Raw genomic sequence first — 13,784 nt, 5'->3', positions numbered from 1 at the left:
GTGGAAAATATGGAAAAAGACAATCTTCGGTTAAATGTTGCTTTATTGAGGAGAAAAGTACCGAATTTAACGAGTGCAGCGAAATCAGTCGGTCTTCGGCCTGCGACAGTTTCGAATTTATGTACAGGAAAAATTTCGGTCGGTAAATCTGAAGTAAGGACGCTCGTAGCACTTGCAGATTTGGCGGAATGCAGTTTGGACGAATTGATCATTCGGGGGGAGAAGATTGAAATGATTGAAACGAAGATTAAAACGTTGGATTTATTCGCACCGTTAGCAAAAGGGGGGACAGTTGGCTTGGTCGCTCGGAAACAAATGGGTCAACTCGTTGTTCTCAGTGAATTATTTTATCGGTTGAAAAACGCTGGCTATACGACTTTCCTGCTAATACCTGAAGGAAATTACCCTGAGTTGGAAGATATATTGGAAAATGTAGATATTACAACAAAAACGATTGACGAAACATATGAGAAGATAGCAGCCCTCGGTGTTGAAAAGGAAATTGCGTTTGCAGCAGATAAAAGTCATGTGGTGACTGGTGGAATCTACGAGTTGCAAGAGCGTTTACAGCAAATTGGAATAGATTCCGTTACGACGTTCCTATTGGATTTATCGGGAGAGGCGGTAGATGAAGAACTTCCGTATGGTCCACTTGAAACACTCTGGCAGTTCGACTTCGATTTAGCGGCAAGGCGTCGATATCCTGCCGTCAACCCGATCGCTTCCACTTCATCTGTCCTGGAAGGTTCACATATGGATCAAAATCATTTCTTCATTCAACAAAGAGCCCAAAAGTTATTACGCCGTTACCGGGAATTGCGTTCACTTGTTACTGTAGGTGGCGAAGGAAAGCTACCGCCTTCCGAAGTGCAAACGTATAAGCGTGGAGAACGTTTAGAAGCATATTTGACCCAACCGTTCTATGTGGCAGAAGAGTACACTGGGCAAAAAGGACAATCGGTAAGTCTACAAGACACATTGAAAGACGTACAGGCGATATTAGATGGCTCGTTTGATTCGCAAGATGTGGAAAGTCTAAGTTATATCGGAAAGTTATAAGAATAGTTTGTAAGCGTAGCGTGGTTCGGATAAAATAAGAGGTAAGATTTTCAAGGGAGTGACTGTGTCGCTCCTTTTTTTGCGTGAAATATTGTAGGGGGGATGCGAATGTTTCGGTCATGTCAAAAGGTAGTGGAATGGATGGATGGCTACGATCATCCTTGGGGGATAGCGGGGGGATGGGCAATTGATCTCTTTGTCGGGAATGAAACACGGGATCATTCGGACATCGAAATCGCCATCCTTCGGGAAGATCAACAGAGGATGAAGCATGGATTGAACGGTTGGTCCTTTCAAAAAGTAGTAAAAGGTGAACTGGTTGATTGGGAATCGGAGCCGTTGGAGTTGCCAATCCACGAGTTGCACGGTTTCCATGGAAAGAGCGGGGAGCGCTTGGAAGTGTTGTTGAATGAAGTGCAAGAAGATCGGTGGGTTTTTAGACGGAATCCGACAATTACTTTCCCAAGTTCTACGTTATTTTTAACATCCGAGGAAGGCATTCCATTCTTGCACCCGGCAGTTGTCCTTTTATACAAAGCGAAAATTGCTCGAGAGAAGGATCATGCAGATTTTCAAGCTATGAAGAACTTGTTAAGCGTTAAAGATCGGCAATGGCTTTGCCATGCGCTGGAAACGCATGTACCTGGCCATGCATGGATATCCCAGTTGCGAGGTGTAGTAGTATGAACCGAGTCATGGTCATCGGCGTTTCTCCAGGTGTCGGGAAGTCGACATTTGCTCGCATGTTAGGAGAGTTGACAGGTATGGAGGTCACTCATTTGGATCGCCACTATTGGAAGCCCGGCTGGGTCGAAGCCCCCGCTGAGGAATTTTCAGCAGCACAACACGAAATTGTCAAACGGGATCGATGGATCATCGAAGGCAATTATACGTCCACTATTGACATTCGGGAACCACACGCAGACACGGTCATTTACTTAGAATTACCAATGCGTATATGTCTCTATCGAGTCGTCAAGCGACGCATTCAATATCGCGGAAAAACCCGGGAAGACTTGACCCCAGGTTGCCCTGAGAAAATTGACTGGGCATTCCTAAAGTTCATTGTCACAACGTACAGTCGACGGAAAAAGAACATGCTTAAACGACTGCAACGCTATGCGAATGAGGGGAAAACCGTGCACTATTTGAATTCGGCTGCACAAATCGAGGGATTCTTATCGACTTTCAAAGGGGGCAAAGGGGAATGAAGAAGACAGGACTTGTCATTATTGATGTACAAAATGCGATGTTCATGGAAGAGGACCCGGTTTACCAGGGGGAGGTCTTGCTTCGAAACATTAAAGATTTACTAGCAAAGGCGAGAATGAGTGGAGCGCCAGTCTTTTTCGTTCAACATAATGAAGCAGTGGGGCAACCATTGGAAAACGGAACTTATGGGTGGGAAGTACATCCTGAAATCGCACCTGCAGAGGATGACACCATCATTCAAAAGACAACACCGGATTCATTTTACAAAACAGATTTTGAAGAGCAACTGCAAAATCAAAAGATTGAACGACTTGTTCTCGCAGGTATTCAAACTGAGGTATGCGTAGATACAACGTGCAGGAGGGCTTTCAGTATGGGCTATGATGTCACGTTGGTCGCAGATGCGCATAGTACGTGGAATTCCGGTAGCCTTTCCGCTCAACAAATTATCGATCATCATAATCGAGTTCTCAAATGGTTTGCGCGCATCAAGGAAACGAATGCTATACAATTTAATGAATGAAAAATGGTTGCCGATTGCTCTTCAGCAATCGGCATTTTAAGTATGGCCGCCGCGTGTCAAAAGTGAGCAGTCCTGCGTCCAAAGGGTCTCCTCGCACGTCCAAAGCAATATATCCCGTGCGCCCAGCCCATTGAATTTCACCTACGTATCCTATAAAAACAATCCCTTTACACAAAGGCGGGATCATGATGGTGCGTTGGATTGATATCTCCACAAAAAAACATGAATTAACACTGTTTGACGGGCAGCGAGCCATAAGAAAATATCCGATTGCCGTTGGAAGGATGGTGACGGCTACACCGGTCGGGATATATACAATTATCAATAAACAGCTAAATCCCGGCGGCCCGTTCGGTGCATTTTGGATGGGGCTGTCCAGACCCCATTATGGAATCCATGGAACCAATAATCCTTCATCCATCGGAAAAAACGTATCACATGGATGCATCCGGATGCATAACGAAGATGTGCTGGAACTGTCTACACTCGTGCTATTAGGAACGACTGTCAGAATTCGTAGATAAGAAAAGGAGCCGGTTGCAACAAGTGCAATCGGCTTCATTTTATTGTGTCAGCTACTTCAGGTTCAATCCATTCCTTCGCCCAGCTTTCAATTTCCTTCATAATCGGCATCAACGACTTTCCCTTTTCCGTTAAGGAATATTCGATTCGTACCGGAGTTTCTGGGTATACTTCTCGTATGATAAAGCCGCGCTGCTCTAGATCCTTTAATCGTTCCGTCAATGTTTTTCCGCTCACGCCCAATTTATCGGTCATCGTACAGAACCGCTGAGGACCTGTCATGAGCTGATATAAAATCAATGCAGTCCATCGTTGGCTTAGGATGGAAACCGCTTTTTCAAAGCGTGGACAAAGCTCGAATTCATTCATATGCCATTATCCTTTCAAGTAAAAACGTTTTTTATTGACAATCCCTATCATAACATATAAAGTTAGTTACATAAAGTAAGTAACTTTCCAGGAGGAATGAAAAATGAAATTTCATCAACCACCTCACGTATATACGGGAGAAGTTCTATTGAGAGTAACTGATTTGGATAAATTGACAAACTTTTACACAGAAATCATCGGATTTGATGTGTTGAAGAAGGAAGGCAACCGGGTTGAACTAACTGCAGATGGCAAAACGCCATTAATTATACTCGAACAACCGGAACAAATTTTTCCGAAAGAACCAAGACGCACGGGTCTATACCATTTAGCACTTCTATTGCCAACACGCGCGGATCTCGGAAAGGCGATTAAACATTTTTCAAAAAACAATGTACGCCTAGGGGCTTCAGATCACCTCGTGAGTGAAGCGTTGTACTTATCAGATCCTGACGGAAACGGAATCGAGATTTATCGTGACCGGGAACCGGAAGAGTGGGCTTGGCAGAACGGTTTTGTTGCAATGAGCACGGACCCGCTTGACGCACAAGCGATTGTCGAAGCAAGCGGAAATGAAGAATGGGATGGTCTACCAGAAGGAACGATCATGGGGCACGTCCATCTACATGTCGCAAACCTTCCTGAGACACAAACTTTCTACGAAGCATTAGGCTTCGAAGTGGTTACACATTACCCACAAGCGCTATTTATGTCAACAGGCAAGTACCATCATCATCTCGGACTAAATACGTGGAACGGAGCAGGCGCACCACGTCCGTCAAAAGAAAGTGCCGGACTCGAAGCTTATACGCTCGTGTATCCTGACGAAGCGACACTGGCTGCGGCTATCGGAAAAATCGAAGGGCTTGGCGCTACTGTACAATCAAAAGCTAGTCATTTCGTAACAGAAGATCCGGCGGGGAATGGAATTGTTCTACGTATTCACCGTTAATAAAAGAATATGAGCATACTTATGATAAAAAATGAAGAATCGATTCCCACATCTGCGGGAGTCGATTTTTTATTTGTTAAACTATAAAAAGTAATGTACATAGAGAGATAATATTTTTTTGCTCGTTGTATAAGGTGTAAAAGCTTTTACAAAATGTAAGGGGAATTGTAAATGAAATCTACTAGTGAGAACTTTATTAGACGATTGCAGAAACAGAAGGAAGACGCATTGGAATTCATCATCGATACTTATTTGCCTTTAATAAAAGGCATCACAAACAAAGTACTTTCTCCGCTTGGAAATGAAGGACTAGTGGATGAATGTGTCAATGATGTTTTCCTATCTATTTGGGACAATGCGGACAAATTCCGTGGGGATTCTACGGATTTTAAGAAATGGATTTGCGCGATTGCGAAATACAAATCGATTGATTACTATCGCAGGGCAACGAAACGAATGGAGGTTTCCTCCGAAAATATGGACATGAACGCTGAAATGTCAGTGGAAGAAGAATTGATCAGAGCGGAAGATAAAACGGAACTGATTACGCTAATCAATCAATTGGAACCGTTGGATAGAGACATTTTTTTAATGAAATTCTTCTTAGGTTACAAGACGGCGGATATCTCACGGAAAACGGGCCTCAGTATAACGGCGATTGACAATCGGTTGTTCAGAGGAAAAAAGAAACTGTTTAAAGAAGCAAAGAATCTGGGTGCGGGAGGTTATGTATTATGAAGGAAAAAGATATTTATCAATTGTTAAATGACCTGGACTTTGATGAAAGTGAAGTAGAGGATATCGAAATTAGCGAGTTTGATAAGGCAAAAGTGAAAAAGGAAGTAAAAATGGCGCTTCGTAAAAAGAGGAAGCGACATGGTTGGAAAATGAAAGTCGTAGCGGCTGTCGTTATAGGTGGTTTATCAGTTTCCGCACTTGGTATTGCCTTTCCGGCTTATGCGGGGAATGTACCTGTTATCGGCGATATTTTCAGGTTTCTGGACAATGGGAGAACAGGAATCTATGATAATTATCAGGAATATTCAAGTACGGTGAACATGACGAAGGAAAGTAATGGCGTTACAATCACAATCAATGATGCTATTTACGATGGGAAAACCGTATTGTTGACCTATTCGATCGAAAGCGAGAAGGATTTGGGTGATCAACCGTTCATTGGCAGCTACTTGGATATTAAAAATACGAGCGGTGGTTCGGGAAGTGACCAGATTTCTAAAGTGGGGAAAAATCAATACGTCGGATTGATTACGGGCAGCAGATTGGATGAGAAGGACCTGGATACTGTGAAAGTGAAATGGAGGGTGGATAGCATTTCCATTGGCGGTACAGAAGAAAAGATCAAAGGGACCTGGAACTTTTCCCTTTCTTTGCAAGCATCGGATAATGAAGTTCAACTCGTTGATCAAGGCACAGAACAAAATGGTGTAACTGTAAACGTTGATAAAATTACGGTTACGCCGATGTCTTTCATCGTGTATTATGATCAATTGGTTTCCAAAGAAGTACTCGATAAATGGCATGGTGTCGATGTTGAAATCGATATTCAAGATGACTTGGGCAACCATTACGCGGGTGATGGGAACGGTGGATTTGGTCAGGAAAATCACATACATTGGAGTAAGACGTTTAAAAAGCTCGATCCTGACGCGACAAAACTCATCATTACGCCTACAGTTAGATTGGTTGAATATACGCCTGAGAATCATGGCGGCGTCGAAATTACGGCGGACGGAGAAACGAAGGCCATCTCCATTCCAACGAAGGAAGGAAAGGGCACTGAGGAGTTTCAAATGGATGACATTGTTGTTGAACTTGTAAAGTGATCGATTATAGAGCGAACGAAAATATGGACCTTGGCGCATCCTGGAGCCTTGGTCCATTTTTTTATTCTTCAAATGACAGATTGACCGGTTCATCCAGTAGCTCGGGCATTATTTCCAAATTCGTAGTAGAGATGTTTTCCGGGGCTTCTTCGAATTGAAATTGATTTGCCCATAGCTTTCCTTTCCCTTGCAACAGTACTCCGAAAGAGATGGTCTTGCTTTCGGGTGGAACGTCGAGAACAAGAGAATAGTAATTCCAGTCGAGCGTCCCTTGGAGAGGGCGATTGCTCATATTATCGAATTGAAGTACATCCCCTAATTGATTGTCGATGCGCATCCATGCGCCTGCAAATTGTTCTACGTCTTCACATTTAAGAAAACAGGAAAGCTTTATTCGTTTGCCAATATAGTTGTCTGCTTTAAATTGCTGCATCATCGTTGCAAATTCTTCATGTCCAGTCACAAATTCTGACCGGATGTATCCAGAAGCCCTTCCTGTATGTACAACGTGTCGGTCAATCCCCATCCTGAAGTGATGTGGGTGACTCCCGCTTAATAACCAGCCTTTCATTTCTAGCATAAAAAATTCCTCCTCTTGTTTGAATGTAACGCTCCTCATAATCCTTCGGTATTCACCTGGTGCTAAATGATATATTTTCTTAAATGCTCGGCTGAATGCTTCTTGGGAGCTGAATAAAGCATTAATGGCAATATCAATAATCCGTTCATCCGAATGGATTAATAAAACAGCTGATGCTGCCAGTCTGCGTGAGCGAATGTATTGATCAACACTCATATTCAAAACGGATTGAAATATCCTATGGAAATGAAACTTTGAATAGCCAGTAAAACTAGCTACGTCTGCCAGTTGGATATCCTCATGAAGATTTTCTTCGATCCATTCGACTGTTCGTTGGATAATTTGTTCGTCTTCCATAACCCCTCCCCCTTTATCAAAATTATAACGTAGGAAAGTACACTGATTTTGATCAAAATTGCGACTTCCAAATTTCTACACCGCGATTTTAATCAAAATAAAAATGATACCCTTTATTATCGTTAAGGAAAGAAAATAGAGGAGGAGATACTTATGAAAAACGTCAACATCGTCATTGGGAGTATGTTAGTGGCTATCTTAGTCGTAGGTGTGCATAGTCTTATCCAATTCGTATTTACTAAAGAAATACCAAGCTTTTTGGAGATAAGAAAGATCATTTTATTCTTACTTGTATTTATTAGTTGTTTTGGGTTGTCTAAAAGAGAGGCAAATAAAGAGTAATAGAGTACAGAGCGACAAACAAATTTACTAACAAAGAATCTTACATAAATGAAACTTCTTTCGACACCGTACGTATTTAACCGTATACTTAAATTATTAGTACTTGAACGGTAAAGGACGTGGGAAATTGACGAAGAAGCTTTGGTTCCAAGTTGGCGTAGGTATTTTATTAGCCATACTCATCATTAAATATTTTATGGAGATCAGTTTCTTATTTGCGCCGGTTGTTATCATAATTAAAGCGATCATTTTACCGCTATTGCTCGGTGGTGTGCTTTACTACATGACGGAACCGATTCAGCGTTTCCTTGAAAGTCGTAATATCGCACGATGGGGGAGTATCCTTATTATTTTGGCGGGACTTGCACTCATTATTTGGACTTTCATTTCTATCATAGGTCCGCCTGTGTCGAAACAGGTGAATAACCTCGTCGAAAATGCACCGGCATTGGCGGAGGACTTTGAGGATACGGTAGATAAGGTCATGCAACTTGAGTACGAATTGCCTGAGAGCTTGCAAGGATCCATTGACAGTGCCGTGAACTCACTTCAGACAATTGCGGTGAACTTCGGAAAATGGATCGTACAATTTTTACAATCCTTCTTCCAAGCGATGTTCCTGCTCGTATTGGTGCCGTTCTTCTTCATCTTCATGCTGAAGGACCATGAAAAATTCGCACCAATCATCTATAACCTTTTTAGCGGGGAACGCCGTGAATGGGTTAAAAAAACTTTGAGTGACATTGATAATGTGCTGCGTTCTTATATTCAAGGGCAATTTCTAATCAGTACAATCCTGGCAGTTCTCTTATTCATCGGATATAAGATCATAGGTCTGGAATACGCATTGCTCCTTGCGATATTCGCATTATTCATGAACCTAATCCCATTCATCGGTCCGTGGATTGCTGTTACACCGGCTCTTATCATCGCATATATGGATAATTTTGACCTAAAGCCTGTCATCGGTGTCGCGATTGTCACGCTCGTTGTCCAGCAGATTGAAAGTAACCTAATCACGCCGAACATCATGGGGAAATCGCTCGACATCCATCCGCTCACCGTTATCACCATCATCTTGGCAGCGGGTAATATAGCCGGTTTCCTAGGCATCATTGTCGCTATCCCGACATATGCGGTAGGGAAAGTGATTGTACGAAATATTTATGAACAGCGACGGAAAATTAAACATGCTGCAACAAAGAATGTGTAAGGCTCTATGATTTATATGAAGCAGATGAAGGAATGCAATGCATTTTTCTTCATCTGCTTTTTTCGTGGTGGTGTATTAGGCGGTTTGAGTAGGTTATTAGGCGGTTCTAACAAGACATCAGGCGGTTATTGAGTTGCATTGGCGGTTCGGGGGAGTTATCAGGCGGTCGTGATGTTTCCTGGAAAACCCTCAAACACAAAAGATTTCAAATGGTATAATAAGAGCAAATAGATTGACGACTGGATGTGGCGGAATGCAACATGACGGTTATACGGTAAGGGATCTGCAATTTTGGAAAATCGTGATCGGCTTGGGGTTGGCCTCTACGTTCATCTTTGCATCAATGTATGGAATCCAACCACTCCTTCCTTTATTCACAAACGAATTTGGCATATCAATTTCTTATGCCAGTACGGCAATGTCAATGACGACAATCGGGCTCATCATCGGACTCGTCGTACTCGGTTTCTTTTCGGATCGGAACGGGCGGAATATGTACATATACCTTTCCTTGATTGGGTCGGTTATTCCATTTCTACTGATTGCAAATACGGATTCATTCCTATTCATTGTCATTCTTCGCTTTATACAAGGGTTTGCGCTCGCTGGCGTACCGGCTGCCGCGCTCGCCTATATTAGTGAGGAAATACAAAAGCAGTTTACGAGTCTCGCGACTGCCCTCTACATATCTTTTAATGGTATTGGAGGGATGCTTGGCCGTTTTATGACGGGGTTCATAAGTGAACATTCTTCGTGGCAAGTTTCTCTATATATTCTTTCGGTTTTTGGAACGCTCTTATTCATTATCTTATTATTGACACTTCCGAAGTCGAGAAATTTCGTGCCGAGTGATACGCCTTTTGCGATAGATATCGAAGGGATTGTCTTTCATCTGAAAAATCCTTCATTGCTAGTCGTTTTCGGTTTAGGCATCGCCCTCCAGCTCTCATTCACTGGAGTGTGGACGTATTTACCGTTTCATTTGATCGAGCCGCCGTATTCATTATCACTTGAGACAATTTCTTATTTTTACTTGGCATATGGTTTTGGAATTGTCGGTGCCCCACTTGCAGGATGGTTCGCAGGAAAATTTGGTCTCCGGAATGTCAGGCGTGTAGGGGTCATATTGCTCTCTTTAGGATTTGGTATGACCATGTTGTTGCCCCTTGCCAACATTATTATCGGACTCTGTGTCGCCTCTTTAGGGTTTTTCATCGCCCATTCATTGACGGCAGCTTCTGTCAGCAAGGAAGCGACCCACCATAAGGGGAGTGCTTCAAGCCTCTATTTAGTTTCCTATTACATCGGTGTGGCGATGGGAAGTACCTTTCTCAGCCCATTATACGAGTCCTTAGGATGGAGCGGACTCATTGCATTTACGGCAGTGTTGCCGATTGTGTATGTAGGGATGATTCGCTTCAGGCGAATGAAAAAATCATAGTGAATTAAAGCAGGGCAGCCGTAGAATGTGGCAAGCCCTGTTTTCTATTTATTCATCATGCCGAAAATGTCGAAGGGAATATTCAGTCAAAAGTATGGGGCGGGTAGATTCATTGAGTGCTATCATATGAAGTATAGAAGGAAATGGAGGCGTTGCTATGCATCCAACAGAATTTTTGAATGTCCGATTACTAAAGGAAATTGCCGAGTTTATCAATGAGGAAACTGAAATAGAGACGATGCTGTCAGGTGCCCTTCGAAAGTTTTTGCAAGGAACAAAATTTGAAACGGGTTGGATATTTTTCATTTCTGATAGCGGTAAGCAGCAGCTAATTGTTAGTGAAAATCTACCTGAAGCACTCGCGCAAAATGGATGCAGCCAATTGAAAAATGGAGGCTGTTGGTGTGTAACCAAATACCGTGAAGGCAAGTTGGAGAAAGCGTCGAATATTATTGAGTGCCAACGTATTGAAAATGTGCTTGCTGCAAAGATCGGTGACAATGCGGGAATTACACATCATGCTACCGTTCCGCTCCAATCGGGTCAAGAAAGGTTTGGGTTAGTGAATGTCGCTTCGCCGAATACGATCAGTTATTCAAAGGGTGAACTTGCGTTACTTGAATCACTGGCGTTCCAATTAGGTTCAGCAATTAAACGAATTCTATTAACAAAACAAGAGCAGGAGATTGCACTGTTACAAGAGAGGAATCGTTTAGCAAAGGACTTGCATGATTCGGTCAACCAGCTTTTATTTTCAGTAACGTTGACGGCAAGAGGCGGAGCAGAAATGACTTCCCAGGCTGACATCAAAGAGACGTTTAAGGAAATACAGAATTTGTCGCAGGAAGCGTTAAACGAAATGAGGGCATTAATATGGCAGCTTCGTCCAAGCGGACTGGAAAGTGGGTTGATTGAAGCAATCAAAGGATACGGAGAAATGTTAGGGTTAACCGTGCATTCGAATGTATCCGGCGTCATGAATGTACCTGCACGTGTAGAAGAGGCGTTGTTTCGTATTTCGCAGGAAGCGTTGAATAATATCCGAAAGCATGCCGGTGTTACTTTCGCAGAAATATTTCTAAATGTGACGAAAACGGATGTATTACTCGTCATAAAAGACGCTGGTCATGGATTTTTATTCAATGACAAAATTCGACTTTCCTCTATGGGCTTGCAAAGCATGAAAGATCGTGCAAAGAATGCAGGAGGTTCAATTGAATGGGACAGTGAAATTGGGAGAGGGACAGAAATATTAGTCCGGATCCCCTATTGAGAGGTGAACGGAATGATAAAAGTGCTCATCGCAGATGATCATCACGTCGTTCGAAGGGGATTGCTTTTTTTCTTAAAAACACAGAAGGATATACAGGTGATTGGAGAAGCGAAAAACGGTAAAGAAGCGATTGAATTAACAGCGGAACTTCAACCTGATATTGTACTTATGGACTTAATGATGCCTGTAATGGACGGGATTCAAGCGACGAAGCAGATAAAAGATAGTTTTCCGCAAGTCGAGGTACTCATATTGACAAGCTTTTCCGATCGAGATCATGTCATTCCAGCTATTGAAGCGGGAGCCGCGGGATATCAATTGAAGGACATTGAGCCAGATGAACTTGTTACGTGTATTCGACAAATTATGCGAGGAGAAAACACAATTCATCCACATGCAACAACGCATCTCATGAAGATAAGGGCACAAAAGGAAGTGCCGCCGCATGTGCTTAACCCACTGACCCCGCGCGAACTGGATGTCCTAGTGGAGCTAACGAAAGGAAAAAGCAATCGGGAAATAGCTTCTTCCTTATTTGTGTCAGAGAAAACTGTGAAGACACATATATCCAATATTTTTCCGAAGCTGTTTGTTCAGGATCGAACGCAAGCTGTGCTTTATGCAGTGAAACATGGGTTAACTGAATCAAGTGGTGACTAAATAGGAAAAGAGCTTTCGATGGAGTAAAAATCGAAAGCTCTTTTTCTATTGGATGATCAAAACTCGGTAGTTCGAATGAAACAAACCTACGACTTTTGAATGAAAAGTAATTCAAGATTTTCAATTATAGTCAAAGTAGACAACAAGTTATTTGAAAAGGGGCGTACTACGATGACTAATCTATTTCAAGATTCACGTTTCCGTTTAATTATTTTTGCAAACATTGCAGCTTCTATCGGTTCTGGGATCACAATGATTGCAATTCCTTGGTTACTCGTAACGAGTGAAAATGGTGAGGCAGTGTTTGGTTACGTTGCACTATGTATGACAATTCTCAGCTTCATTTTGACACCTTTTGTCGGCCACTTGATAGACAGTATGTCTAGAAAAAGGATTTTATTAAGTAGCCAAATGGTAAGTCTAATGATACTACTCATATTTTCAGTTATGGGTTTAGTCGGAGCCTCTTATGAAACTTGGCATTATATGATCATTTACATGATCGGGAGTTTATATTATACATTTTTTTATCCGACGATGTTTGCTTTGAATCAAGAGATTTTTAGCAAAGAGCAATACAATTCCTTGAATGGGACGATGGAAATCCAAGGGCAATTATCAAGCATGATTGCAGGCGGAGTAGCGAGCTTGTTATTAACTAAATGGGATTTACATTATATTTTGCTAATGAATGTCTGTACGTATGCGGTTGCCATCTATTTTTACTTGAAGCTACCTTATAAAAAACAGAACACTCGGGTGAAGAAACGAGTGGTAAAGACTAGAGGGGCTGAAGGCATCAAGTATTTGTGGAAAAGACCAGTATTATTTATCTTTTTACTTTTTTCTACGATGCCGTTCATCGGAGTTATGATGACAAATTACTTGTTTCCTGTCTATTTAAAGGATGTATTACAAGTCTCTGGAAGTATCTATGCACTTGAAAATATGATATACGCAATCGGCGCAGTCACTGCAGGCGCGATGATACCAATCATTGCAAAGAAAATGGGGAATGAAAAAACGATTATTGTAAGCGTCGTGTTGTATACAATTGTCATATCACTCATTATTCACGTCAATCTTCCGATCTATTTAACCATCATGTTTTTCCTCGCAATCGGAAATAGTGGTGCGAGAGTTGCAAGGAATTCCTTTATCATGGAATGGGTACCAAATGACATTATCGGAAGAGTGGATAGTGTATTTCGTTCCATTGGTTTGTTGTTACGGGTTTTCCTCCTCGCGATATTCACAGGAATGGTATCGTCTGGATTTATTTTATATTGTTTCATCGTACTTAGTGGAGTTCTAGTTATCGCGTCCATCTCAGTTAGCGTTACTTGGAAAAAGGGATTTGAGACAGATCGAAAAGTATCGAAGCGCGATAATTTACGAGTTAATAACAGAGACCAACTTGCGTAAATGTGCATGTTG

The 13,784-nt window shown here is 42.1% G+C and carries 16 protein-coding genes; 14 read left to right on the top strand and 2 right to left on the bottom strand.

Annotated features, from left to right (window positions below):
• Window positions 1-9 precede the first annotated feature (9 nt).
• From MHZ92_RS06460 to MHZ92_RS06440, 5 genes are all read left to right on the top strand, one after another.
• Window positions 10-1,059, top strand: a complete 1,050-nt coding sequence (locus MHZ92_RS06460; RefSeq protein WP_239430765.1) for an ATP synthase beta subunit C-terminal domain-containing protein — start codon at window positions 10-12, stop codon at window positions 1,057-1,059.
• A gap of 108 nt (window positions 1,060-1,167) precedes the next feature.
• Window positions 1,168-1,746 carry a nucleotidyltransferase domain-containing protein gene (locus MHZ92_RS06455; protein ID WP_239430764.1) on the top strand — a complete coding sequence of 193 codons (579 nt, stop codon included), beginning with the start codon at window positions 1,168-1,170 and terminating at the stop codon, window positions 1,744-1,746.
• Window positions 1,743-2,270 (top strand): topology modulation protein, encoded by a 528-nt coding sequence (locus MHZ92_RS06450; RefSeq protein WP_239430763.1) that lies wholly within the window; start codon window positions 1,743-1,745, stop codon window positions 2,268-2,270. The genes MHZ92_RS06455 and MHZ92_RS06450 overlap by 4 nt, the downstream gene beginning before the upstream one ends.
• Window positions 2,267-2,794, top strand: a complete 528-nt coding sequence (locus MHZ92_RS06445; protein WP_239430762.1) for a cysteine hydrolase family protein — start codon at window positions 2,267-2,269, stop codon at window positions 2,792-2,794. Before MHZ92_RS06450 ends, MHZ92_RS06445 begins: the two co-directional genes overlap by 4 nt.
• Window positions 2,795-2,982: 188 nt before the next feature.
• Window positions 2,983-3,318 carry a L,D-transpeptidase gene (locus tag MHZ92_RS06440; protein WP_239430761.1) on the top strand — a complete coding sequence of 112 codons (336 nt, stop codon included), beginning with the start codon at window positions 2,983-2,985 and terminating at the stop codon, window positions 3,316-3,318.
• 34 nt (window positions 3,319-3,352) lie between these two features.
• Here MHZ92_RS06440 and MHZ92_RS06435 read toward each other — a convergent pair whose 3' ends face one another.
• A complete protein-coding gene (locus MHZ92_RS06435) occupies window positions 3,353-3,685 on the bottom strand; it encodes a winged helix-turn-helix transcriptional regulator (protein WP_239430760.1) in 333 nt (110 codons plus the stop codon).
• A gap of 103 nt (window positions 3,686-3,788) precedes the next feature.
• Between MHZ92_RS06435 and MHZ92_RS06430 the strand changes: the two genes are divergently transcribed.
• From MHZ92_RS06430 to MHZ92_RS06420, 3 genes are all read left to right on the top strand, one after another.
• Window positions 3,789-4,637, top strand: a complete 849-nt coding sequence (locus tag MHZ92_RS06430) for a VOC family protein (protein ID WP_239430759.1) — start codon at window positions 3,789-3,791, stop codon at window positions 4,635-4,637.
• Window positions 4,638-4,808: 171 nt separating this feature from the next.
• A complete protein-coding gene (locus tag MHZ92_RS06425) occupies window positions 4,809-5,375 on the top strand; it encodes a sigma-70 family RNA polymerase sigma factor (protein ID WP_239430758.1) in 567 nt (188 codons plus the stop codon).
• Window positions 5,372-6,481 carry a DUF4179 domain-containing protein gene (locus tag MHZ92_RS06420; RefSeq protein ID WP_239430757.1) on the top strand — a complete coding sequence of 370 codons (1,110 nt, stop codon included), beginning with the start codon at window positions 5,372-5,374 and terminating at the stop codon, window positions 6,479-6,481. The genes MHZ92_RS06425 and MHZ92_RS06420 overlap by 4 nt, the downstream gene beginning before the upstream one ends.
• A 61-nt stretch (window positions 6,482-6,542) precedes the next feature.
• On the opposite strand, the gene MHZ92_RS06415 is transcribed toward MHZ92_RS06420, so the two are convergent.
• On the bottom strand, window positions 6,543-7,418 hold the full coding sequence (locus MHZ92_RS06415; RefSeq protein ID WP_239430756.1) for a helix-turn-helix transcriptional regulator: 876 nt from the start codon (window positions 7,416-7,418) through the stop codon (window positions 6,543-6,545).
• Between the two features lie 153 nt (window positions 7,419-7,571).
• Between MHZ92_RS06415 and MHZ92_RS06410 the strand changes: the two genes are divergently transcribed.
• The 6 genes from MHZ92_RS06410 to MHZ92_RS06385 all read left to right on the top strand — a co-directional run bounded on the left by MHZ92_RS06410 (window position 7,572) and on the right by MHZ92_RS06385 (window position 13,772).
• On the top strand, window positions 7,572-7,760 hold the full coding sequence (locus MHZ92_RS06410; RefSeq protein ID WP_239430755.1) for a hypothetical protein: 189 nt from the start codon (window positions 7,572-7,574) through the stop codon (window positions 7,758-7,760).
• A 127-nt stretch (window positions 7,761-7,887) separates the two neighbouring features.
• The gene (locus MHZ92_RS06405; protein WP_239430754.1) at window positions 7,888-8,973 is read left to right on the top strand and encodes an AI-2E family transporter; all 1,086 of its coding nucleotides are present in this window, start codon (window positions 7,888-7,890) and stop codon (window positions 8,971-8,973) included.
• A gap of 232 nt (window positions 8,974-9,205) precedes the next feature.
• Entirely contained in the window at window positions 9,206-10,414 is a 1,209-nt protein-coding gene (locus tag MHZ92_RS06400) for an MFS transporter (RefSeq protein ID WP_370644635.1), read from the top strand.
• 157 nt (window positions 10,415-10,571) lie between these two features.
• The gene (locus tag MHZ92_RS06395; RefSeq protein ID WP_239430753.1) at window positions 10,572-11,687 is read left to right on the top strand and encodes a GAF domain-containing sensor histidine kinase; all 1,116 of its coding nucleotides are present in this window, start codon (window positions 10,572-10,574) and stop codon (window positions 11,685-11,687) included.
• Window positions 11,688-11,699: 12 nt separating this feature from the next.
• The gene (locus tag MHZ92_RS06390) at window positions 11,700-12,347 is read left to right on the top strand and encodes a response regulator transcription factor (RefSeq protein WP_239430752.1); all 648 of its coding nucleotides are present in this window, start codon (window positions 11,700-11,702) and stop codon (window positions 12,345-12,347) included.
• 171 nt (window positions 12,348-12,518) lie between these two features.
• The gene (locus MHZ92_RS06385) at window positions 12,519-13,772 is read left to right on the top strand and encodes an MFS transporter (RefSeq protein ID WP_239430751.1); all 1,254 of its coding nucleotides are present in this window, start codon (window positions 12,519-12,521) and stop codon (window positions 13,770-13,772) included.
• Window positions 13,773-13,784 lie beyond the last annotated feature (12 nt).

This window comes from Sporosarcina sp. ACRSL, assembly GCF_022346605.1.
Classification (GTDB): Bacteria; Bacillota; Bacilli; order Bacillales_A; family Planococcaceae; genus Sporosarcina.
The sequence above is the reverse complement of the archived record's forward strand: the minus strand, read 5'-3'. Positions and strand labels throughout refer to the sequence as shown.